The following is a 24,264-nucleotide window of genomic DNA, read 5'->3' as shown; positions in this document are numbered from 1 at the left end:
GAACTTGAAGGAAAACCTCATTTGAAGTAAGGAAGTAAAAGTTTTTCCAGCAATGGTTTTAGCGCTTCGCTTATTCTCTTGTACCCCAAATCGGACGGATGAATGCCATCTACCGTGCATTCCCCGTATTCTAATCCGAGCATCTCTTCTCCGTTGAAGAAATAGATATGTTGATCTCCCCTTTGCCGCAATCGTTCTACCGTTTCCTGCTGGAATTGCTTTCGCTCCTCCCGTTGTCGAAGCATGTTTACGTCGAACGCCTCCCTCGCCAACCGGATTTGTGAAATGACCAGAATGGGTACTTCGGAATATCTAGACCGAAAAATTCGAATAAACTCAGGAAGTGTCTTTCTAAGACGTTCCGTGCTGGGCGTGTTCCCCTCATAATCCAATACAAGCAATGCAGGGTCGGAGATTTCGCTGATGATTTGGGCTAATTCTGGTTCCCCCTGAGCATTCCCCGAGAATCCGAGGTTCACAAACTCAAGAGGAAACATCCGGCTCAAGATGTTGGGATAAGCCATTCCCGGTCGAGATGCGCAAGCTCCATGCGTGATGGACGTACCATAGATAAGGACTCGTTTGTCAGAAACGAAGCCTGGGGAACAAGCAACCGAAGCGGATGGATCAATCCCGATCCACATTTCCTTCACACCCATATACAAAGGAAGATTCAACGTAATCTCTTTCATTTGATCTCCAAACGATTCAAAAAGAATGGCTTCATATTCCGAAAGCGCAGGTTCGAAACGAGTGACGTTTACAAATTGCTGCTCTCCGTGTGAACCAATGTAACAATCTACGCCGCATTGTCCAGTAGCCGGCATTTGATACATATTCGCTTTGTCGGCCAAAACAACTCGTACAGATAGCTTCGGGGAATCCGTCTGGAAGTGAATTTGAACGCCCGCTGTAAAATTCGCTAGCCGATCCATTTCCGATCGAATTAGATACTCCGGCTTTAATGGCAACCTGCGGTAGACACCATCTTGTTTAAGCCAAGGCAGTCCCGTAACACGAAATGGCTCCTTAAGAGGTGAGTACCATCTCCAAGCTTCATTATTATTGACATCGACCCTCAAAGCTGAGTCTAATTTACTAACGTCGTTGCTCATCCCTTCACACTCCCCATCACAATTCCTTTGGTAAAATAACGCTGCAAGAATGGATACAACAGCAGAATCGGTAAGGCGCCGAGAAAAATTTGTGCCGCTCTCGCCGTTCGATCCGAAACCAGATTAATCAGCTCTAGATCCGTCGTGCTCTTCATCAATGTTTCGAGTCCAACTACAACCGTGTACAGATAACTTTGCAGCGGATAATTTTCCGGAGAGTTCATAAATAAAATACCGTCAAACCAAGAATTCCACTGTGCAACCGTTGAGAACAATGTCACAGTTGCAAGCGATGGCGCCGACAGCGGGACATAAATGCTCCAAAGGATTCTCCAATGGCTCGCACCATCCATCAAGGCCGCTTCCTCCAATTCCTTCGGCAAACTTCGGAAGAAATTAAGCAGGATCACAATATTAAATACCGGCACCGCATGATGCAGAACTAGAGCCCAGATCGAGTCCAGTAAGCCAAGTGTGCGAATGGTCATATATAGCGGGATGATGCCGCCATTGAACAGCATCGTGAATACAAAGATCCACACATAAAAGGTTCTTCCTTTCAATGCGGTCGATTCCTTCGATAACGGATAAGCAACCAGAACCGTCAATACCATGTTAAGTGAAACACCGAGCAACACCCGCTGTTGCGTTACGAGAAGAGAATGAGTAAATTCCGGCTTGCTTAATATGAACTCATAGGCTTTCCATGTAAAATCAACCGGCCAAAGCTTAACCATACCCGCAGCAGCGGCATTATTTGAACTGAAGGAAAGAGCCAGCAAATAGAAAAGCGGTAATATACATATGCCAGCAAGCGCGATAAGCAGCATATAGTTGCATATAACAAACAATTTTCGTGACCATGTCATTCGCTCGACCAAGATGATCTCCTCCTTAAAATATTCTATAGTTGGCAAAGCGGTAAGCGAGTACATAGGACAGAGAAATCAAGATGAACGAAATCACGGATTTAAATAAGCCTACTGCCGTTGCCACACCATACTGCGCATCGACCATACCAATTCGGTAAACGAAGGTATCAATAATATCCCCGCTCTGGTACACAATGGGACTATATAAATTAAATACTTGTTCAAATCCTGCATTCAAAATATTACCGACGCTAAGCGTCGCCATTAATACGATAATCGGTGCCATTCCCGGAAGCGTAATATGCCAGGTTTGACGCCATCGGCTTGCGCCATCCACCACAGCCGCTTCATATAACGATGGATTGATGCCTAAAATGGCAGCAATGTACACAATCGTACTGAAACCAAATTCCTTCCATTCATTGGAGATAACCAACGTGAAAGGGAACCATCTATTATCGCCAAGGAAGAAAATCGGCTTGATGCCAATTCCTTGCAAAAGTTGATTTACGATTCCCTGGGAAGGTGAAAGAATATCCAACAATACACCGCTCAGAATGACCCATGATAAAAAGTAGGGCAAATAAATGAGCGTTTGCACCCATCTTCTTACGATTTCCTTGCGGAGCTCGTTCAATAGAATGGCAATCACGACCGGAACGATCAAACCTACGGCAACTTTCATACTGGCGATGTACAAGGTATTCCAAAATACTTGATAAAAGTCTGGCAGATCCATGACATATTTGAAATTGTTCAATCCAATCCATTTGGACCCGAACACGCCTTTGGCCGGTACGTATTTCTGAAATGCGATCACAACTCCGACCATGGGAATATAGCTGAATATGAGGATTGCAAGCAACCCTGGTATGAGCATCAGATGTAACGGGAGTCCGATTCTCCATTTTTTACCTACCATATAATTCCCCTCCAGACCCCAAGGACAGAAGGAGGCAAGGTTGCCCTCACCTCCCATGTCTGCCTATTTATTTATTTTTGTTATACCAATCATTAACTTCCTTCTCGATCGCGTCACCACCCTGTTTCCTCCAGTCCACTACAAATTTATCGAACTCATCAATTGAAACCTCGCCCATAATAATTTTGGTGAACGTTTGATCCTGCATTTTCTTCAGCGTAGCCTGCTTCTCCGCCATTGTAGGTGTGGCAGCACCAACAAAGTCATTGTATTTGCCAACCTTATTATTGTTATATTGGTTGATAACACTGTATGACCCCTCCGCTCCGAATACAACGTTTGAGAACCACATGGAGTCGTCGCCCGCTTTGAATTTGGTCAGCCTGTCAAAATGAATATTCGCTGGAAATCCAAGCTTGCTGCCATCGCCGGATTTAAGCGCATCTTGTACCTTGAGAAAAGCCTCTAAATTCGTATTTAGCGGATCGATCACCACAGGAGCATATTTCGCTGGTAAAATACCGGTCTTGGGGTCCGTAATAAATGGATTCGGATTCGGACTATAGTTGGTTTCGTAGAAATGCTTCAAATAAATGTTGATGAGCTTAATGGCAGCCTCCGGATGCTTAGCGCCTTTTTTCACCACGTAAAAGACATTAGCCGTATCCAACAATTGAGGATTGACCGCTTTGCCATCCGTGGACACTATCGGATATGCTTTCCACTGTGCCTTTGGATCTTTCGTATGGTTTTCCTTTTGAATATATCCACCATCTGCGACACTCCCATAAGCTAGACCCAATCTTCCTGCCGCCACATCCTCCTGCACCTTCGTCGTTGTTTTGACAGCAAATTCTTTATCAATAAGTCCGCTTTTGTATAATTCCTGTAATTGCTTCAAGCCTGCTTTCATTGCCGGTTGTACCGAGCCGAAGACAAGTTTGCCATTCGCATCTTTCGTCCAAATTTCCGGATAAGCGTTATATCCGTTTAGAAAGCCTCCAATTACACCGTGGCCGGAGAATAATTCCTTATTAAGACCGAAGCCGAAAGTATCTTCCTTCCCGTTCCCATCCGGATCCTGCTTAGCAAAAGCGGTAGCAATTTTGACGACATCTTCAATTGTTTTAGGCTCAGGCAAGTTCAGTTTTTGCAGCCAATCGGTTCTGACCCAGATCATTTGTGCCGTGCTGACTCCTCCATTGGAGTAGGTTCTTGGTATTCCCATTAATTTACCGTTAAAGGTTGCTGCCTTTAAACCGATGCCATTATCCTGTTTCAACACATCTACCGCAAATGGGGTTGCGTATTGCTTCCAAACGGTTGTCAAATCCTCAAGCAATCCGGCTTCATTAAGCCTTTGCATTTCTTCTTTATTGACCTCGAGGAAATCCGGCAAGTCACCCGAAGCAATGGAAACGTTCAATTTTTGTCGATATTGCGATGAGTCTACCGTCCAAAGATTTTTTACTTTGAGCCCGTAATCCTTTTCGAAAATTTTCGTCCAAATGTTGCTGTCGATCGAGTCGCCTTCTGCATACTTAAATGTCGCATCGACCTGCCTAACTGTCGTCACTTCAATCGGAGGATCGTATTTACCTAACGGATCGACTTTTTTGACTTCCGCTGCTGCGGTCGCTTTTGTCTCAGGTGAGGATGATACCGTCGGCTTCGTATCCTTCGTGCAACCACTTACGACAATACTTGCCATGAGCAATGTGCTGAATGAGACCGTCATCAGACTTCTTTTTTTCATTGCTTTGTCCCCTCGCTAATGTACGATTTTCCTTACACCTTTATTATAAAATGAGGCTTCTGCGATCGAAATGGGACTTTCTTGCGATGATGGACTTATATTAACGAGTTCATAATACGTTTGATCAGCGGTTTGTTTCGTCCATGGCTTTTGCCGAATCTCTATACTCGAGTGGCGTATATCCGGTCACTTTTTTGAATAAACGAGTGAAATAGTGAGCCGATTCCAAGCCGATCTCGGTGGCGATTTCGTTAATTTTGCGATCTCCGGTTTTGAGCAAAAGCTTTGCCTTGTTGATCCGTACTTCCGTGATATAGTCCAGAACCCCTTTGCCGGTCATCTGCTTATAGAGCCGAGACAAATAAGGGGAACTCAGATAAACCAACTCAGAGAGCTTCGTTAGAGATAAGTCTTCATGTAAAAACTCATGGATATAATGATGGATTCGGCCGATAATATCATTGGTCCGCTCGACTTGCTTTCTTCCATTGAAATCTGCCAGCGTTTCGCCCAGTTCTCGGAAATAGCGGATCGCCTCGTGCCAGGAAGCATGCTTGCTTAACTCGAGCAATGGCTCCGGATCAATAGAAGCTCCGAGCTGCGCGAACAGCCGACGTCTGTTTAAATAGGAGAGAAAGAAAGCCGACAGATGGGAAAATAGCTCCATCGCTAGAAACTTCCCCTCGCTTCCTGATAAAAGCATCTCATCTATTTGGAATAACGCCATAAACAATTGTGTGAATGGCTCTTTTTCTCCGTTGTCCATGTACGTTTCAAGCAGATCGAGCTTACGGACCTTGGACCTCATATCATTTTCAGCAAAAAAGATCCGGCTCGATCTATGCTCCCCCTGCGCAGGATCTGTTTGCTGTCCGGTAATCAGCATTTCCTTCCCCCGACCGATGCCAAGCCCAAGCTGCAGCTTGAGCGTTTCAACCCGCTCCGAAACATGTTCCCAAGGACATGGATCAGCTTCAAGTGCCAATGAAATAGGCACCTTCAGAAGGCGTTTACATGATGACTGGACAAGCTCCGCGCTGTCACCGAGCCTATGCGTTGTCGTTGTCCAGTCCTCTCCGTCCTTCGGCTGAATGAACCAAATGAACCGGGAACGGTCATCTTGAATCGCAACAAACCGTACAGATGAGGACAAATATTCTTCGGCGATATTTTGGATCGAATAAAATAGCAGCGGTTTCTCTGAGGGCAGAGCAAAAGCACCCCATTCGTCGATTCTGCCGACAGCCGTCATGATGGGAAGCTCGGGATCCAAATCAATCGCCAGATTGGCAAATCGCTTTTTGCGGTTAGCGAGAGAATCCACTTCATTTTGCAAAAATTCAACTAAATATTCGCGTCGCAGCGAGGGCAGCGCCAAATGAATCTGCTGCTTCGCTTTTTGTAAAATATGTTCCTCATTAATTTCCAGCCGAATATCGGCAATCGCCTTTTCAATGGCTCGAACAATGGCCTCATCGCCTTCTGTTTTCAATACATAATCCACGCCGCCTTTGCGTATCGCTGACTGTGCATAGGCAAAATCATCATAACCCGTCAGAAATATGGCCTTGCACCGGGGCCAACGCTTTAATATTTGATCTGCAAGCTCCATCCCTGTCATACCCGGCATTCGAATATCTGTCAGTAAAATATCGACTTTACGATCACCTAGTTTCTCTAGCGCTTCATAACCGGAGTATGCTTTGGATAGCTCTAGATCAAGATGCTCCAGCTCTTGCAGCGTTTCCAGCAAATAATTAACGGCAATCGGTTCATCATCCACAATCATCATATGGATCATCGTACTTGCCTCCTCAGGTTTTAATAGGCGGTATATGGATGGGCAGCTTGATGGTAACCCTTAGCCCTCCTGCTTCAATCGGTGTTAATACGATACCGGCGATTGTGCCGTATTTTAGCCGCAGTCGTCTGTGCACATTCAGCATGCCGGTTACTTCCTCCGGATTGTCCTGCTCTAGAAGTCTTATCTTCCATTGATTCAGTTCGTGCTCCGTTAATCCTTTACCATTGTCTTCGATATGAATGAGCAAGAGCTCCGTGCCATCCATGGAATGATCAAGCTCTACGCTAATGCGCAGAAGCCTGTCGGATAAGGCTCCCTCAAAACCGTGCTGATAGGCATTTTCAACAATCGGCTGGAGGATTAACCGCGGTACGATTACCTGCTTGCACACTTCAGGAATCTCGTCGAATATAAATTGGATACGATTGGAAAAACGGATGGATTGAATCTCCGCATAAGCACGTACATGATTGAATTCCTGTTCAAGTGCTGCATTCTCACTTCCACTGCGTGTAATGTATTGAAAATAATCACCCAAATACTTCGTGAATTGCGTCGCATTGTCAAAGTCGTGAGCCTTCGTCATACGATACAGCAAATAAAAGCTGTTATATAGGAAATGAGGATTGATTTGCGATTGCAGCTGCTTCAGCTCGGATTGTTGAGCATGTATCTTCTGCTCGTATACCTCATAAATTAACTTGTTCAAATACGCTACCATGAAATTGAATCGTTCATATAAATAGCTAAATTCATCGTTGCTGCTATGCTGCAGCATAATCTGCATATTGCCTGATTCCACCTTGTGGAATGCGCGTACCAGTTTCGTAAGTGGGCGGTGTATGATGCGAAATATCCAGTAGGCGAACAACAAAATCACAATCAATGCGACAAAGGAAATCATCCACAGGTAGCTCCGGTATTTCTCTAGAGGGCCCATAACTTCACTTTCAGGCACATAGACAAGTAACGTCGCTTCCAATTTTGGCAAATAGGCGAAAACGGTCAGATAGCTTTCTTTCTCAATACGGATCGATAACGTTTGCGCTTTTTGTTCCTTCAACGCTCCTGATGATCCCAGATTAGCCTCCGAAAGAGCGATCTGCTGTTCAATTTTATTTCTAATTAAAGTCGGTACTTCTGTATTATTCGTATTCACGACCGTTAATTCTGGAAGCATCAAAGCAGCACCCCCCTGATCATAGCCAGAGAGCTGCTGCAAATAGCGTTTCAAAGCTGGGATCGAAATTTCCTGCTCCAGCACAAATATGGGATTACGAGTACTTGATATCAGCGGGTTCGGATAGTGCTCACGGATGAATAGCTTATTATTCGATTGGACAATGAGCGATTTAGATTGAAGCACGCTTTGCTTTAATTTCTCTAACTCCTCTTGCGGCAGGTCACCGGATAAATCGTCCGTAGCAACTATACGCGAAATGAGAGGAATATAGGCACTAGCCCGCTCCACGTATATGCTTGATTGCTTCATGAGCTCGAGTTTGCGCTGAAACCTCTTCATCGCTTCTATGCGCTGATAGGTTGACATGCTGTCCTCGGTTAGACTTAAAGCAAGCAAATCATCGTCATTCACATACTCTCGCTGCAAACTTACCATTCTATCAATCTCATTCTCCAATAAGGTTCGGTAAAATTGAACTTGAGACTGCAGCGATTTGGAAATTTCATTCTTGACGATATCCGCTCCCCATTCGTTGATCCGGGTTCCAAGCGCATACAGCGGCGAAATCACAATTAAGAAAGCCAGGACAAGCTTAGTAAATATCGAAAACCGCCATTTCCTCCACTGTATGACCATGCGATCAACCACCCACTTATCAATTTGAACTTAGAAGACTATTTAATGCCTGTGCATATAAGCTGTGACCATAATCATTCGGATGGTTCACATTATTGATTAATAAGCTTTCGTGTGTTTTACCCGCAGTAAGCTCGTCAAGCCATATCCGCTGAAGATCAGCGACCCCGACCCGATATTTGAAGCCCAGCTCTCGCAGCTTATCGGCGTAGTCAGTCACATTCGGGCTGGCATATGTCCATAACGGATTCGGAAGGCAGGGGGTGATGAGAACGATATCTGCTTCCGTATGCTTTTGAACTGCTTCGATCATTGTTGCTATATTCCGTTCAAATTGCGCGGGGGAAATCGCATTCGTTCCATTTGCTTGTTTATTTTGGTCATTCATCCCGTAACCAATCGTTACCAAATCAGGTGCTTGCGCGATGACATCATCTTGCAGCCGCTTTAGCCCTCCCTCACTGCTTTCTCCGCCGATGGCTTTCATTCGCACATCGATAGCCGCCCCGGGGAAGCGCCTTCTGAGCGTTTCTGCGAATCTGTTGTGAAATTTATTAGCTTCCTCGCTTACTTCCGCGCCTGTACTAATACTATCGCCGAACACGACGTAGGTGACTGGCTCACTGTTTGCCAGCTTTGCGAGAATCCGTGATAGCGCTTCTGATCCGACTGCGACGTCTGAGGCCGCAGTCGGATCGAAATATTCATAATCAGCATAAAGGATGTACGTCTGATTCGTGATATCAGGGTAATCGCTATGATTAAAGTCCGATTTCCCGTAAGTCGGATGCTTGCTCCAATCCGGGATGGAGCTGGCTGCCGTACGCTTTATCGTGCCGCTTTCATAATCGACGATGTAGTCTGTTCCTTCCGAGTACAGTACTTGATCCGGATATTCGGAAGATGCTTTGCTGCGCAAGCGTAGGCTTTCTCTCACCAGTGAACGGAAACGCAGCTTATGTGGTTCTGTAGCCATCATAACAATCGATTCACTTACCTGATTACGAATATTCATATTTTCTCTCCCTAGAAGATGACCTTTACCATGATATATCAATTGTACCGCTAATCTTAGACAAGAGTAGTCGATTTCCTACTATTTTACCTGATAAATCCAAATATTGTTCACCGTTCTTCACTTCGACAATGCCTGCCTGCAGCGCTGCAATTGGCGGGTAAATGGTCACGTCTGCCTCAATTAGATTGTAAACGCTAATATTACGGACAGTTCGTTTCTTCGATGTTGGAAACGGCTGATTTTCTCTGGACGTAATGCGGGACGATTGTTTTTGATTAACAAAAACTCGGCAATCGTCATGAAACGTTCGATCAAGCGCATAAGTAGCCATTCCTTCCCCAATAATGGCTGATTGTCCAATGATGACTGGAGCACCATCTGGAAAGCGAAGCTGCAGCGTTACGGATGTGTCCTGTTTGCAGCCGGTAAGTATGAACCCGTTGTCGTGTCTGGCGATGAAAAATAGCGCATGATGAGCATCTTCCTCATCCTTTGTTTGTAAGAAGGAATAATCGAATTGTTGCAGCAAATAACGCACGATAACTGAGCTATCCATGAACTCCTTCTCCTGCCGCACTGGCAGATGCGTCACTCCGGCCGATTGAAACGGCAGCGATCCGCGTACCCAACCAACCTTTCCTCCGTTCCATTCAGGCAACGCTCTAGAGAGCGTGAACGTACGTTCTAGCCCATCCTGCTTCACTGTTGCATGTACTTGCGTAAAAGGATCGGCTGCATCATCCACTACCTCACTTAAACCACCGCCAGAGATGTGCGAGCTGTGATCAATCAGATGAGTCCCATTTTCCCTCTGTTGTTCAACACTCGTGATCGTATCTTCCGGCAATGACAAGTTTACAGAGAAAGTACCTTCAAGCGCATTCTCGGATCTGAGATTCATCAGTTGGCGTAGAGCCGGATCTTCGACAGTGCCGTAGATGAGTATCTTTCCTCCCTGACGGATATATTCGACGATTCGCTGCGCTTTCTCCCCTTTTATCCAAAAGGCGGATGTAAACAAAATCGTATCTTGAAGCTTATGGATGGCATCGTCCTGCATGGCGAAAAAGTCATCGGTGCTTAGAACCGTATTAAGCGGCAGCCCTTGGTTAATCGCATTACGCACAAACCAATCATTGAAGAAAACGTCGGTCGAATGCTCGCCCGATTCAGCCATCGCTTCATGCAGCTCTCGAAACGGATACAACCAAGTTAGAATCCCCGGCTGATCGGGCGCGTCCTTGAAGGCCTTCTTGATATGAGGAATAACCTCCATCGGTACATTTTCATCTAGCACGCCTTTTTCCGTATCAATGGTCAAAATTTCCACGACACGTGGGCTCTCCAACTCTCCATTAGTGTTAACACGAGCAACAGAGAGCGGACAATAAATGTCATGCGGCTCTCGGTCGTACAGATCCCACCACGGATTTTGCCAGAACCAAGGGTCATTGGCATAGAAGCGGTACGGGTAAGTCTCTCCCGGCAGCACTGCAATGCGCGACATGTAACCTGTCAACTCTAGGCCGAAATCGTAGTTAAGGGCTCCCCACGGTGAGTTCGGTGGTGGAAATTCGATATAATTTCTCTCATAAAGTTCAAGCAAAGGAATGCAGTCCTTGGCCAGATCCATGCCCGTTCCGTAGTTCGTCCCGCGTATTTCAGTCCGGTAATTCGGGCATTCCTGCTTGAATAGTTCCCAGAACGACAGCATCTTCGACGACAGCTCTTCATAGTCCGCCAAAGCAAGCTGCGTGCCATCGTAATTGGCCCCCAGATACGTCCAGGGAAAGTACGACAGCGCGAATCCATTGGAAAACCAAATATAATCAAAGCCTAGTGTCGGTAAAAAGCTTGCACACTGCCGCCCCAGAAACTCTCCAAACGCTGTGTCATTGGGAATACCGTCAGGGTACGACGCATAAGAGGCGTTATCCGCTTTCAGCTTCGACCAACCACATACGACCGTATAGTCCGCCTTCAGCGAGATGAATTGCCCGTTTACTTCGGCGCGATTGATTTCCGGGTGCAGCTTGTATTTGAAATCTGAGTAGGCAAACTCCGGTCCTGCGTCAAAGGTGGCTCCAACCTCCATGCGAATACCGTAACGCTCAGCTGCAACTTTTTTAAAGGATGCGATAATGAATTGCAAATCACCGTAGGTGATTCGCGCTGGTTCGCTGATGTATGGTCTAGCGATTCGCGGGTCTTTATCATCCTTGATGTGGCCGAAGTACTCCTCATTCGCGAATCCAATGTAGCGTGCCCATTCGATCTCACGCTGCAAATCGCCGTCCCAGACTAGGATCTCGCTTCCGTCAGCGACCCAAAGCAGCATGGAACAACTTTCTGCCATGCCGATGAGTGGAAGCCACTGCCGAATAGCTTCCGCACACACGGCTTCGATGTCCTCAGGCGCCATACTTTTGAATGGCTTTAGGCTCATTTCCAATGTGACTCTTTGCAAGGTGCGTTTTGGGTTAACTGGTATACTCATACTCATACTCATACTCATACTCATACGATTTCCACCTCAATGCCTAGTACTTTGGCGACATTACGGATCTTCGAACTCACATGCCCCACTCCGAGTGCAAAGTGATGCGTAGGACCAGCCGAACACCATCTTTCCACGAATTCTGCAACACTGTAATTAAATTTACAGCGAGTATTCGTGTTTCCTGTCTGCGGAATTTCCCCTTTGATGGATTCACCTTCCGTGGCGATCATTTTGAATTTGCCGTCAGCGGTTTGTGAAATGCTGAGCAAAGTAACAGGGCCTGATTTGATGCTGAATTCGACGCCGATTCCCGAACCGCTTTTGCCATGAAACAGATCCAATCCGCGAATGACCGGCTGCCCGTCGCTAATCTTGATGTTGTGCGGTCCGTCATGTCCGACCAGCACGATATCATCGACGAAGTCGCATGGATGCAGCTCCGCGAACGAGCCCCCTGCATCAAGACGATCCATGATTAACATCGCTGCGCACGTTTTCAAATCGGCTTCTCCGGCAAGCGGAACCCCTTTACCCGTCAACAGTGAGTTGCCGAGCACCATATTCGATCCGATTCGTTCATATTCATTATTGTCGAGCCCCCGGTAATAATAGGCCAAGCCAGTTAACCCAAATTCCAATATCAGCTTATCCAGCCCGACTGCCACTTTCGCTGACCATTCCAGATCTTCCTGCTTGATCGGTCTTGTCACCGGATCGATAAATGGATCGGATATTTTGAAAACGCTTTTAATTTCATCCTGTTTGTCGGCCGTTTCCTTAGGTGTTGCCCCATTTACCAGCTTGGCTAAATCGCACATCTCCAGCATTTGCACATGGGAGCCAAAGGAAGCCGTAAAAGCCGTCGGATCGGAGTTCATATCATACATTCCCTCGTAGGTATGCCCCATATAACCGATTTTTGCATATTTGAATGCTCTGCGCGTATTGGCGACTTGGCACCAGCCTTGCAATTCCTTCATCGCACGTTCATCATCATAGAGCGTTCCTACGATCATCCCTGCGGCAGGCTTTCCTGCTCGCACAAGCACACCGCCTATTTCAGGGAGTGAACATATATTATCGTTGACTAACTGCATATACGTCGTTGTATTGCGGTAGTCAAGACGCTTTCTTGGCTGCAAAGCAACAAGTACCGTCGGAACGGACAAGTTCAGGATCGGGGTAGCAGCCGTCGAAGACGTCACATATGTGCTCAAGAAGCAAAATAGGAAATCAACATCTTGGCTTTTCAAATAAGTCGATGCGGCGAAGGACTTATCTACACTATCGACAAAGCCTGCCGAGACCACCTCGACGTCATTCTTGCGAAGCATTTCCTCAAATTCACGGCCGTAGCCCTCCAACTCCTCTTTTAATCCCGGAAATTGTGCCCAATAAGGCTCGTGACCAACCGTCATAACGCCTACACGCGCTTTTGTTTTTTTGAATAAACTACTCATTTCACCCATCATCCTCCCTGGTAAGTTTTCCTCTTAAGCTTAGTAAAATCAGTCTATTGAAACAATGAACAATACAATAATTATTTAAATAATTCTACGATTTCGGTTACAATATAGATATAATCACCCACCTAAACTGAGACGGGAGAATTTGCCGAAAGGAGCCTTCTATGATCGAACCAGTTGCTATCTATTTCGAGCATTGTGAGCCAAACTGGCATGTACCAAAAAGTAAGACGAACAACCATATTTTAATACTCATTACAAGTGGAAGCATTCTCTACACGGTTGAAGACCAACCCTTTTCTATGCAAAAAGGCGATCTTATATTTGTTCCCCAAGGGGTTTGGCGCAGCGCGTCGAAATCGACCAAAGAAGCTCATGACATGTATGTCGCTCACTTTCATTATCGTGGTGACGGGGATGGACTTCCCATGTTGTTCGAGCCCAAACGTTCTTTAACCAGACCTTTTAACTTTGACTATATGAAGCAGAGGTTTTCACTGCTGACCCAGCACTGGCTGCGCAAATCCGCCTATTCAGACACAATCTGTCACAGCATCCTACTTGAAATGCTTGCTGTTATCAACGAAGAAATCGATTCTCAATCAACGCAGGGCAAATCCTATAGTATCGTTATGGAGCTACAAGCCTATATTCTTAACCATTATCACCGCACCATCTCCGTGACCGAATTAGCTGAACACGTGGCGCGAACCCCTAACTATGTCAGCACCATTTTCAAACAGGTTACCGGACAATCCGTCACTGACTACATCCAGCAAATCCGCATTGCCGCAGCCTGCGATCTGTTGACCAACTCACAGATGAACGTAGGAGAAATCTCCGATTTCCTCGGATATTGCGAGCAGTCGTATTTTAACAAAGTGTTTAAAAAATGTACTGGCACCCTGCCCTCGACCTACATGAAGGAAAAGGTGAAAATATGGAAATCTTAAGCTGTCTCGACAAAAGTCAAGACACGCTTCTAAGAAAATAACCAGCTTACGCCGGCCTTAGTCGAGAGGGTAAATGGGCTATAGTGGTTACCAATGTTGTATTCTCTACAACAATTCACACGCCAAAAGGCTATTTCGCAACTTGAAGTTGCAGTTTGTACAACATTTCGAGCCCATTTCTTGCGAAATGGCCTATAGAGGACCAAATTGTTGTACATAATGCAACAACGAAGGGAGAGAGGCGAGAATTAGGCAGCAATTGTTGCACTTTTTACAACATCATTCAACCGCGAGTAGGGATTCTTTGATCCAGCAACCTCAACCCAGCATAGTTACCCCATACCCCAAAACATATAAATTCTGTTGAAGAAAGAGCTGCCACAAGGCAGCTCTTTCAGCTCTTTCTTTATAATACTATCGATTTTCTAAAAGTCGGTCCGCTATTCGGTGTAAATTCGTTAAGCTAAGACTCACGCAGTCCATTGGATTGCCTTGACATACATCCTGCTCCACAACGTACCATTCTACGCCATTCTGCTCTCCCCATATCAAAATAGGGTCGAAATCGATCACTCCAGTGCCAATTCCAGCATACGTCCCTCGTTCATCGTTGGTCATATCCTTCAAGTGCATTGTCGGCATCCGGAGGCTATACGGACGAATAAATTCAGCTGGATCTTTCCCTGCTTTCTTCACCCAATAGACATCAATTTCTGCCAAAACGGCATTCTCAGCAGAAGGCTCAATCACATATTCCAAAGCATTCATGCCGTTAACGCTTGTTTCAAACTCGAAAGCATGGTTGTGAAAGCCAATTGTAAAGCCCTCCGGCTGCAATTTCTTCGCAATTTCATTTAGTTCCATGCGAAATTGTTGGTAACCATTTTCGTTTCTTAGCTCATGTGGAACAGATGGACAAATAAGGTATGAGGTATGAAAGAGACGCGCTTGAGCCATTACATTCTCTACATCATTGAGCAAGCTTTCGAATGAAACGTGCATACCTGCGGTTTTTAATCCGGTTTCCTGCAGCACCTCGGCGATCTCTTGCGCGGAAAAACCGCAAAGTCCTGCCATCTCGACCCCAACCCAGCCCATCCTTTTAACTTCCCTAAGAACTCCCGGAAAATCTTGTTCACACTCTTTGCGCAATGTAAATAACTGTACGGCGAATTTTTGCTTCACTTATAAATTTCCCCTTCATTCGTTTATAAACCAAATGTAGCTGTCCTTTGCCAATATGTATACTTCAATATGCGTCATTTACTATGAAAACTGTACTTTGGAAGCGGCAGAGTAGGACTAACCCTGTCGCTTCTTTATTGTTGATTAGCTTCATTGTTGTATAGCTTCCATAATCATCTTGAAGATCACAAGATCCTGCAGGTAGTCCTCAGGCGTCGTTTTTGGTTGTAACCCTTTCGTGACCACTTCATAAAAATATTCAAGCTCATACACATAAGCGTCCTTATAGGTCGGGCGAATAGTAGATTCCTCAAAGCTGTCCCCGATTGTTTCACTTATATGCAGCGTCGTTGGCAATTGTCGAATATAAGGTGTGTCATATTGAATAAGCACAGATTTATTCTCACCGTAAACCTCGATATGAGCATCAAAACGCCCCTGCTGGTCCATCCCCGTTTCAAATGTGGCGTTGAAGCCATCATATTCAAAGATAGCATTCTTGAATCTGCCCCCCAACCAGGATGAAGCTGCCTTCACGGCAATGGGCATTCCTATTAATTCCCGCATGGCCGAAATATCATGGCTATTTAATCCAAGCAATAATCCATAGGCTCCATACATGTCATCAGTCGCTTCACCGACCGCTTCTCTCATTAACCTGGCGTTTCGCTCCTTACGGTCCTGCACAGCTTCAGCTGGGATATCATTGAAACGATATATAGGGTTGGACTGACTCGTGAAAAATTTGTTTTGACCGATAATATCACGCACTCTTACATAGATAATCGGTCCAAGCGACTTAACCTCTTCTATTGCCCGGAGGTAGGCGGGAGCAAATCGCCTCATATAACCAACCATCACCTGTACATTTGCCGCGTCCCTCGCTTGGATAATCTCATTAACCTCCGCTTGGGTGACACACATTGGCTTCTCTACAAATACATGAATTCTCTTGTTCAGTGCCGCGATCGTGGACTCGGTATGGTATTCCATGTTATTCAGTACAAAAACAGCATCAAGCTCAGATTGTTCAAACATATCTGTTGCATTCAGATATAAGTGCTGAACGTGATATTTCTCCCCCATCTTCGCCAATAGCTTTGGGGAAATATCACAAAAAGCAACCATCTCATAGAGCTCCGGCAGGGATTCCAGAATCGGCAAATGAATCATTTGCGCCACTTCCCCCAAACCAATAATTCCCACTTTTATTCTTGTCATTTTTGATCTCCTTCATTTAATGCAAATCGATTCTCATTTTTTACCCCAACAATATATCCGTATGGTAATAGTATGAACCAGGCGATGTGGTGTTTCGAAGCGCTACCGGTAAGACATACACCTCCAGCGGATAACCATTCCTGGTAGCTTCCAATTCCACCTTATGGATTCCAGCAGCCAAAGTTAACTCCACCCATTGCTCTTTATGGCAACGATTATATGCTGGCATGAACTCCAACGTTTCTTTACATTCAATCACAGTTTGTCCATTCAACTTCAGTGTTACGGGACTGTTTGCAGCTGCAATGAGACGAAGCTCCCGTTCGATTGGGTTCGTGAGCGTCGTTTCCGCCCGATATACACCGTCAACAATAAACCCAACAGAATCTAATCCAAGAACCTCCTCCCATGCCAATCGGTTCCCTGGGACATAAATCTCTTTTCCCGCATCGCTTTCTGGTCCCCAGACGATCCATCTGGATGCGCTTATCAAGGCGAAAGGCACCTTCTGAACAGCCCAGATCGAATGATCATGAATTCGCGTCCAGCAAAAAGTAAGCTCATGACTTGTGGCCGCAACCGCAGAAGCCCGAATTTCTACGTCCCACTGGAAGGATTCGTCAGGCTGCAGGCTGACCTCAAGCTCATTAGGTCCAACCCAGTCCTTAGGCAGCTCCAATGTTATACTTCCATCAATAGGGATTAGCGATCGGTTCGTCATGGTAAATTGCAATGTCTTCCTTTGACCTACTCCGATGGCGGGACCTTCTGAGCCGAAGTCAATCACCAGTTCGGCGTCCGGACAGCTTCGAGTTCCCTGCGGCAGCAAATACTGATTGGATGTAACTTTTCTATCCCACAACTCCCTTATTGTTCCTGCCGTTTCTGCTGCAGACGTCTCCAATCGGTTCCAAGACGTAGGCAGGTCGGGATGCACTAGAATCCCCGTGTCCCAAGCGGCCAAGATCTGTTTACCCATGCGGATGGTGCGGATAGTCAACTCATCCAAATCCTTCGGTGCAGGAAATCCTTTAACTGGGGGACTGACAACAATACGGTCGCCAACCGGCTTCACCCATTTATCCGGCAGCGCTTCCGGCCCGAGCAGCATACCCAATATCGCGCCCAGCGTCGCAGCGGTACAATCAGTATCGTAGCCGCAGTTGACGGCTTTCAATATCGCATCCTCAAAATCCTCGCCATACAGCCATCCCAGGATCGTAAAAGCAATATTTTGCGGAGCGTCGCAAAAGTTGTCATTGCCATGGTACTCTAGAATAAGCGAACGTGTTTCTACCCAACTTTTCCCCTCTGAATGCCAACGGATGAGATCCTTTAAAGCTTTAGCGGTTCGGCAATCCTCGGGAATATATGTCATTCCGATCTCAATTAATGTATCTCGGTCCTTCTCAAAGAAAATGGCGCTCTCCAAAGCGGCAAAAAACATTTCACCGTATACGCCTTCTCCTCCGGCATGATCCACTATCGCGTCCTGATAAGCATAGTGAGCCGCAGTTGCTGGCGCTCCAGGCGCTGCCATTGCCCAAATTTCGGAACGAATCGGTGATCCCATACAGTCATTGAACGGATTGTTGAACCAGCCTGCAACTGGCGCGAGAAGACCTCTTCGTAGATTTGCCAAGGCATAACCGTATTCATCAAAAGGGAAAAAGATGTGTTCCATCCACTCCTGCCCAAGCTCACGGGAGGTCAATCCCGGCCCATACTGTTCCAAAGCGTGCAACCATACCAATTGCAGATCCAAGTCATCGTTCTCCAGCGGACCGTCAGGCAGCACAGAATAAAAGGTCAATTCCAACAGCTCTTTCTTGCCCTCAACGGGTCCCCCAAGCGTCCCCCCAATATTTTTCCCGAGCCATCCCCCGTATACGATTCGATAGTAATCCTGTTCATTTAAAATGCTGATGCTCATGTGTATTCCTCCGTCATTTGATATAATGGTGATGACTTTATTATTGGAACGGCACCATTACGGAGCCATGTACATAGTTACGTTCTCGAAAGAAAAAACATCGGAGGTTGTCAAGTCATGTACTACGCTCTGTCTCGATTGTCCAAGCTCGATGTCAAATGGGCGGATCTTTTCGACGCGAATACCCACACCTTCTTTGCTCGGCATCATAATCCCTACTACGAACTGATCGTCATTGCCGACGGTACGGTTCATTTGCAGACTAACGAAACCCGCACGACGCTACAAACCGGTGAATCGCTGCTTATGATGCCTTGGGAGTCACATTCCGGTTGGAATCCCCATGAAAGACAGGGCAAATTTTTTTGGGTGCAATTTTCCTGTGAACCCGGCCTGAATGAATTCGTGCTGGATCGGGCGTCTGAGCTTAGTATTGTCCATGCCGAACGTACGGAACTAAGAACCACTGAAATCCTTCACGAGGATTTACTTGTAGTGCCTCGTCAGTTTCTTTCCTTACAGCGTTATAAGCTGCTGGGCTTGTTTGAAGAACTAGTGGAGACAATGAAACAACCGAACGGCTATTTTCGTTTTCATGCTACCCTTTTGCTTGGCGAAATACTTCGGCTCATGGCGATTGGTTTCTTGGAGCAAAGCCACTTGGACACGGCTTTCCCCGCTTCTTACCTCACATTCCGCAAGCTGGTCAACCATTTGAACAATTTTTATGAGTCGGACATTTCCAAAGAAACGTTGGAGCGGGTGCTGGAGCGAAAATATGAATACCTTTGTCAGGTGTTTAAAAAATATGCTGGAACGAACATCCATAACTACATCCACCAGCTTAAAACCCAACATGCCAAACACCTGCTGCGCAATACAGCAAAAAGCGTAAAGGAAATTGCTGAGGAAGTCGGGTATCCAGATCCTTTTTACTTCAGTCGGATGTTTAAAAAGATCGCAGGCATCGCCCCACAGCAGTATCGGAACAGTGGACAGTGAGATCGAAGTAGCGCATGAATGCGGCAATGTCCATCAACCGATGCCTCCCGAATCCAACTGGATCCGGGAGGCGTCAGCATATCTCATCCATATAAAAAGCGTGTACCTTGACTTATTGGTTATGTGGAACGCTAACTGTACTTACTGCTGTTGATTTATTGCCTACATTGTCGGTTATCGTATAAGTTATTGTATATATACGTCCTGTTCCATTACCTAATCTTTCCGCACGTAAACTAAATGTAGTGGCCGATGTCCCAATAGCGGCCTCAATGTCACCTTGACCACTATCCGGTTCATTGCTCGTAATGGAGGTTAACACCACAGATGCGACGCCTGATGTAGCATCACTCGAATTCAGCGTGGCATGAACAGTCACCATTTTATGATTCGGCGGCCAGATAGACGTTTTATCTAATTGTACAGTTAATAATGGTGCCGTCTTGTCGATCTTAACGGTTGTCGTATGTTGCTCTTCAATGTTACCTGCGTTGTCTACGCTCCAATAAGCTAGCGTATGCACGCCGTCAGTTGTCAGCGTAACGGAATTCCCGCTTTGTTGTGCGCCGCCGTCTATGGTGTAATAGGTTGCGGCTACCTCTGATCCGCTACTGACGGACAAATTATTTGTCGCTGTAAGGCTTACCGTGACTGGGTTCACGTACCAACCATTTTGCCCTTCTGGCTGTGCAGGAGATAAGGTTGCTGTAGTGACTGGCGGTACTTTATCCAGTTGGATGATCATCATGCTCTCCGGCTGGATCACATCATTATAGGAACCGCCAGACAAGTTCACTTCTGTTTCGCCTAAAGATAGCCTGCCTTCTGCGATTGCTGAAGCAACTTCAGTCGAGTTGTAGCTAATTCGCTTGGCCTTTTGATTCGTGTAGCTTGCATCCCCGAGATTAGCTGTCACGCTAACCGGTTTATCCCATGGATTCAACAGGAACAGCGCTTGAGAGCCATCGGGTTTATCGATCATGTACGACAGCAGAGTCGAATCGGCAGAAGTCGATGTAACCTTGCGGATGGATGCGCCAGGCTGAATTTGACTGGAAAGGAGCTGATACGAATAATAGGCTGGTCGAAGAGGGTAGCCTTGCTCCTTGGTTCCCCACATCCCATAACTCATTATCCAGCCCGTCTCCCCCAGTTCCCCGTAATTCATGTCAAAAGCTTCCCAATACGAAAGGCCTTTCACGCCAACCGCAAGTGTCTGCATCATATAGGCCGCCATCTTCAGCATTGATGGATACCGTTTCGGCATCAGCACGCCATCTACGGTACCTGGGGTAAATGCAGCAAAACCAACTCCGTACCCCACATTGGTTTCCCAAAGAAACTCGTCTAGTCCTTTTGACTGTGCAAACTTTGCCACCATAGCAGTGCGCAATACCGTAGAAGCCATCGGTTTCTTGTAATGGACATAGCTATGGAAGGACAACATCCCCAAGTCGCTTTGAAGCGGCCCGGCGATCGCCTCGGTAAAGGTATCGCTTGCCGACACATCTCCGCCAATCAATTTCACATCATGAAGACCGCGGGCTGCCAAAACATCAGCCATCTCCTGATACAGCGCCACATAGTCCGCAACAGTGCCCGGAAAGCTGTTGCTGTTATCCGGTTCATTATAGAGCGTAAGTCCATCGATATGCAGCTGCTTGTTCTGCAGCAGCCACTCGATGAGATCGGCCATATGATCCGCAATTACCTCCTTGGGCTGTAAATAATTCGGCCAAGTCATAACGAGATTAACTTTTGCCCCAAGACCTTTGATGATTTGCAAATCTTTCACCAGTCCATTCATCAAAGGAAGCGTCGTGAAGTCGTTGCCAGTGGCAGTCACCCACCAACGCGTGTCGGTAAATACTCGCACCCAGGCCGGTTTAATCAGCTGCAATCGCTCTGTAATCAGTTGTTCGTCCTGAGTCGAAAGCCTCCCAGGCCTTGCGAAATGCGGATTCAAATTCACGCCTAGTCCGCGTATATCGGTATTGAGCAAACTATTCGTGACGTTCAACTCAACCTGCTGCGCGTAGACAGCATTGATCACCGAACTGTCCGAATAGTAAGCAAGCGCAGCATCGTCGTAATAGGCCTTCCCCATGCCGTTAAGAATAAAATTCAATTTTATGGAAGTCGTCCCTTGGGGAATAACCCCGACTGCTCTGCGGTACGTCCAGCCTTGATTTCCCTGTATGGGTCCCGATTGATCAAACGCTATGCGCCCCCCGCTCGCGTTGTAATATTCAATAGCGATATACGCACCAACACCAAAGCATTGGCTGCCAATCTGCTTACACTGGACATTGTCCGTGCGCAGCCACCCGCTGAATGCGATTGATTTACCGACCTGTAGGTTGGTTCCGTTGACAGTGAGTGTCTGGGTATATGAGGGGAATGTGTTGACAGCGTCGTTAGTGGGGATTTCGATAACAGCCGCTCCGCTATTATTGATTCCAGCTGTATCGTTGAAGGTAAAGCTGTACCCCGGCTGGCTTCCAGCCGGTATCCATCTAGTCGATCGTAACGCGTCATCAAAACTGGGAGAAAGAAGATTATATGGCTGCGCCTCACCGATGGCTGTCGGACCGAATACATTCGGCCCGAGTTCATCCTGATTGAAAGCGTTTGCGCTTCCGCTAATAAACAGGCCAGAAGAGACAAATAGTAGGGTCGCCATAAGGGTGACAATCGTGCGCAAGGATGTCCTTTTCCATTTGACAAAATACATCATTAATTCCTCCTCGTTTTATCATAACTCTTTGCGCTAGTATATACAGTTACCGTTCAGCTTCCCACCCGGGAAACTGAGCGGCAACAGATGCAAACATTAGTTCAAATTAGTTGATTGCTATTTTAGATTCAAATCCTTAGCGGTTTGTTGAGCGTCGACTAACAGTTGATGTAACTCATCATAGGCTTTATCTATGCCGAGGTTTTTGAGGTCTGAAATGGCCTTTTTCTTAGCAGCGTCAAATTCCGCATCATCCTTGGCCATAATAAATTTCGCGACATTCGCCATAAAATATTGGTCTGCTTTCGTAAAGATCTGCGTAGTTGCGTCTGAAGGTTGGGCCACCAGCGCCGGAACTGGCCAAAATTTCGTTAGCGCTGCGAATTTTCCTTCTTTCACCAACTTGTCATATACCTGCCCTGGGTATAACAAGTCCTTATTGTAATGTTTCGCGAAATCCTTTTCAGCGTTTGAGACAAGTCCCGGATTCACCTGTTTGCGCAAGTCAACCGGCGTACCATCTTCCGTCGGGTAGCTCTCTTCAAATGCAGCCAACCTTTTAAACGCACCTCCAAGACCATTGGCTTGAAGATACTCTGAATTATTCGGCTTTGCCATTTCTCCAATTAATTGCGCTTTGTCATCCACAATATCCCAATCCTTGCCTTTCACCCCATTGTAAATAAATCTTGCTCCTTCCGGAGAATTTAAGTAATCCAACAGCTGCAGGGTCCGTTCCGGATACTTATTATGCGAGGTGATTGCTTTAGCGATCCCTATACCCCAGCCCAAAGGGGTCTCGATATTGTACAAACCGGAAATTACGGGAAATGGACCCGGAATTGTGAGCATTTGCGCATCATCTTTACCTGTATATTTCACTAAATCAGCGCCGCCTGACCATACAGAGAGATGTGAATTCAGCAATTGCCCCGTTACAAGCTTTTCTTGATATTGCGGACTCTTCTGTGTGAAGCCTTCCGGATCAAATAGACCCATCCGATGAGCTTTGTTGTAAAAATAAATACCTTTCCAGAATATTCCGTCTTCCTTCGTGTATTGGTCTTCCACTTCTCCGGTTTTCAGATTCAATTCTTGACCGTTTGCCAAATTATTATAGCCATTTACGAAAGGATAGGTAATAATGTAAGGCCATGTTCCCCAATCTGTCCATGCGGAGAACGAGTACACTTTTTTCCCGTCTTTCGTTGTCGGATTCTTATCTTGAATCTGCTTCATGACCTTCAAGAAATCATCTTCATTTTTCATCTCCGGATAACCGGCTTCTTTGTACAAATCCCATCTTGTATTGAAATTGACAAAAGCAGTTTGGCTTATGAGATCATTATTCGCTTTCACTTGTGACGCTGATAAGAAATAAACCTTATTCGTGTTATTGCTGAACGATTTTCTGAATACATCTAAAGATGTTTTACTGTATTTGGTAATATTAGGTCCATATTTAGCAATCAAATCATCCAGAGGGATGACCTGGCCGCTTTTAATCATCGAATTAGCCAATGTGTAAGTAGATCCAACAAAAACAAGGATATCCGGCAAATCTCCGCCTGCAATCATGGTTTTTTGTTTCACATCGTCACCAGTTATGATATCCAGCGAAATTCCGAATTTCTGCTTGATGGCATCCCCAAAAGCATTGTTCTGAATACCTTCACGTATAGCTTTAGAAGACGGAGCGACAAATACTTTTAAAGTGATAGGTTCCATGGAAAGCTTCGGATCCGAGCCCGGTGTTGAACTCGAAGCTACTGCATTCGGTGAAGCTGAATTAGCAGGCGTTGTAGCTGGTGTACCGCTTTTGCCGGAACATGCGGACAGTACAAGAAGCGCCGTGATTAGCGTGAGCGGAACCAGACTTGATCTACCTTTTAGCTTTTTCATTCTATACCCCCTAATTTATAGGTAAAATCTATAATATAAATGGCTTTCTAGAAAAACCA

General features: G+C 46.0%; 16 protein-coding genes. 2 read left to right on the top strand and 14 right to left on the bottom strand.

All coding sequences use genetic code 11. The annotated features are described in order from the left end of the window. Positions 1 to 17: 17 nt before the first annotated feature. The 9 genes from GC098_RS08345 to GC098_RS08305 form a co-directional block, all read right to left on the bottom strand. Positions 18 to 1,115 (bottom strand): SGNH/GDSL hydrolase family protein, encoded by a 1,098-nt coding sequence (locus tag GC098_RS08345; RefSeq protein ID WP_171642768.1) that lies wholly within the window; start codon positions 1,113 to 1,115, stop codon positions 18 to 20. Beyond that, entirely contained in the window at positions 1,112 to 1,996 is an 885-nt protein-coding gene (locus GC098_RS08340) for a carbohydrate ABC transporter permease (RefSeq protein WP_216625197.1), read from the bottom strand. The genes GC098_RS08345 and GC098_RS08340 overlap by 4 nt, the downstream gene beginning before the upstream one ends. 13 nt (positions 1,997 to 2,009) lie before the next feature. After that, positions 2,010 to 2,909, bottom strand: a complete 900-nt coding sequence (locus tag GC098_RS08335) for an ABC transporter permease (protein ID WP_171642766.1) — start codon at positions 2,907 to 2,909, stop codon at positions 2,010 to 2,012. 67 nt (positions 2,910 to 2,976) lie between these two features. Then, positions 2,977 to 4,665: an extracellular solute-binding protein gene (locus GC098_RS08330; RefSeq protein WP_171642764.1), complete on the bottom strand. Its 1,689-nt coding sequence runs from the start codon at positions 4,663 to 4,665 to the stop codon at positions 2,977 to 2,979. A 124-nt stretch (positions 4,666 to 4,789) separates the two neighbouring features. Then, positions 4,790 to 6,466, bottom strand: a complete 1,677-nt coding sequence (locus tag GC098_RS08325) for a response regulator (RefSeq protein ID WP_171642762.1) — start codon at positions 6,464 to 6,466, stop codon at positions 4,790 to 4,792. 13 nt (positions 6,467 to 6,479) lie between these two features. Then, positions 6,480 to 8,288 carry a sensor histidine kinase gene (locus GC098_RS08320; RefSeq protein WP_171642760.1) on the bottom strand — a complete coding sequence of 603 codons (1,809 nt, stop codon included), beginning with the start codon at positions 8,286 to 8,288 and terminating at the stop codon, positions 6,480 to 6,482. 19 nt (positions 8,289 to 8,307) lie between these two features. After that, positions 8,308 to 9,303 (bottom strand): SGNH/GDSL hydrolase family protein, encoded by a 996-nt coding sequence (locus GC098_RS08315; protein ID WP_171642758.1) that lies wholly within the window; start codon positions 9,301 to 9,303, stop codon positions 8,308 to 8,310. Positions 9,304 to 9,328: 25 nt separating this feature from the next. Further along, the gene (locus GC098_RS08310) at positions 9,329 to 11,827 is read right to left on the bottom strand and encodes a hypothetical protein (protein ID WP_171642756.1); all 2,499 of its coding nucleotides are present in this window, start codon (positions 11,825 to 11,827) and stop codon (positions 9,329 to 9,331) included. After that, positions 11,824 to 13,266 carry an L-fucose/L-arabinose isomerase family protein gene (locus GC098_RS08305; RefSeq protein ID WP_171642754.1) on the bottom strand — a complete coding sequence of 481 codons (1,443 nt, stop codon included), beginning with the start codon at positions 13,264 to 13,266 and terminating at the stop codon, positions 11,824 to 11,826. Before GC098_RS08305 ends, GC098_RS08310 begins: the two co-directional genes overlap by 4 nt. 170 nt (positions 13,267 to 13,436) lie before the next feature. Between GC098_RS08305 and GC098_RS08300 the strand changes: the two genes are divergently transcribed. Continuing rightward, positions 13,437 to 14,225, top strand: a complete 789-nt coding sequence (locus tag GC098_RS08300) for an AraC family transcriptional regulator (protein WP_171642752.1) — start codon at positions 13,437 to 13,439, stop codon at positions 14,223 to 14,225. A 414-nt stretch (positions 14,226 to 14,639) separates the two neighbouring features. Here the strand turns inward: GC098_RS08300 and GC098_RS08295 are convergent, their stop codons facing one another. From GC098_RS08295 to GC098_RS08285, 3 genes are all read right to left on the bottom strand, one after another. Next, positions 14,640 to 15,410, bottom strand: a complete 771-nt coding sequence (locus GC098_RS08295; protein WP_171642750.1) for a sugar phosphate isomerase/epimerase family protein — start codon at positions 15,408 to 15,410, stop codon at positions 14,640 to 14,642. Positions 15,411 to 15,560: 150 nt separating this feature from the next. Next, positions 15,561 to 16,631, bottom strand: coding sequence for a Gfo/Idh/MocA family protein (locus tag GC098_RS08290; protein WP_171642748.1), 1,071 nt, complete (start codon positions 16,629 to 16,631; stop codon positions 15,561 to 15,563). Between the two features lie 40 nt (positions 16,632 to 16,671). After that, positions 16,672 to 18,564, bottom strand: a complete 1,893-nt coding sequence (locus GC098_RS08285; protein WP_171642746.1) for an ADP-ribosylglycohydrolase family protein — start codon at positions 18,562 to 18,564, stop codon at positions 16,672 to 16,674. A 117-nt stretch (positions 18,565 to 18,681) separates the two neighbouring features. On the opposite strand from GC098_RS08285, the gene GC098_RS08280 reads away from it, so the two are divergent. Beyond that, on the top strand, positions 18,682 to 19,566 hold the full coding sequence (locus GC098_RS08280; RefSeq protein ID WP_171642744.1) for a helix-turn-helix domain-containing protein: 885 nt from the start codon (positions 18,682 to 18,684) through the stop codon (positions 19,564 to 19,566). Between the two features lie 112 nt (positions 19,567 to 19,678). Here the strand turns inward: GC098_RS08280 and GC098_RS08275 are convergent, their stop codons facing one another. Both GC098_RS08275 and GC098_RS08270 read right to left on the bottom strand, forming a co-directional pair. Continuing rightward, positions 19,679 to 22,300, bottom strand: a complete 2,622-nt coding sequence (locus GC098_RS08275) for an OmpL47-type beta-barrel domain-containing protein (protein WP_171642742.1) — start codon at positions 22,298 to 22,300, stop codon at positions 19,679 to 19,681. A gap of 120 nt (positions 22,301 to 22,420) precedes the next feature. Then, positions 22,421 to 24,205, bottom strand: coding sequence for a type 2 periplasmic-binding domain-containing protein (locus GC098_RS08270; RefSeq protein ID WP_171642740.1), 1,785 nt, complete (start codon positions 24,203 to 24,205; stop codon positions 22,421 to 22,423). Positions 24,206 to 24,264 lie beyond the last annotated feature (59 nt).

The organism is Paenibacillus phytorum (genome assembly GCF_013141715.1).
GTDB classification, from domain to species: domain Bacteria; phylum Bacillota; class Bacilli; order Paenibacillales; family NBRC-103111; genus Paenibacillus_E; species Paenibacillus_E phytorum.
This window is presented reverse-complemented; position numbering and strand designations above follow the sequence as displayed.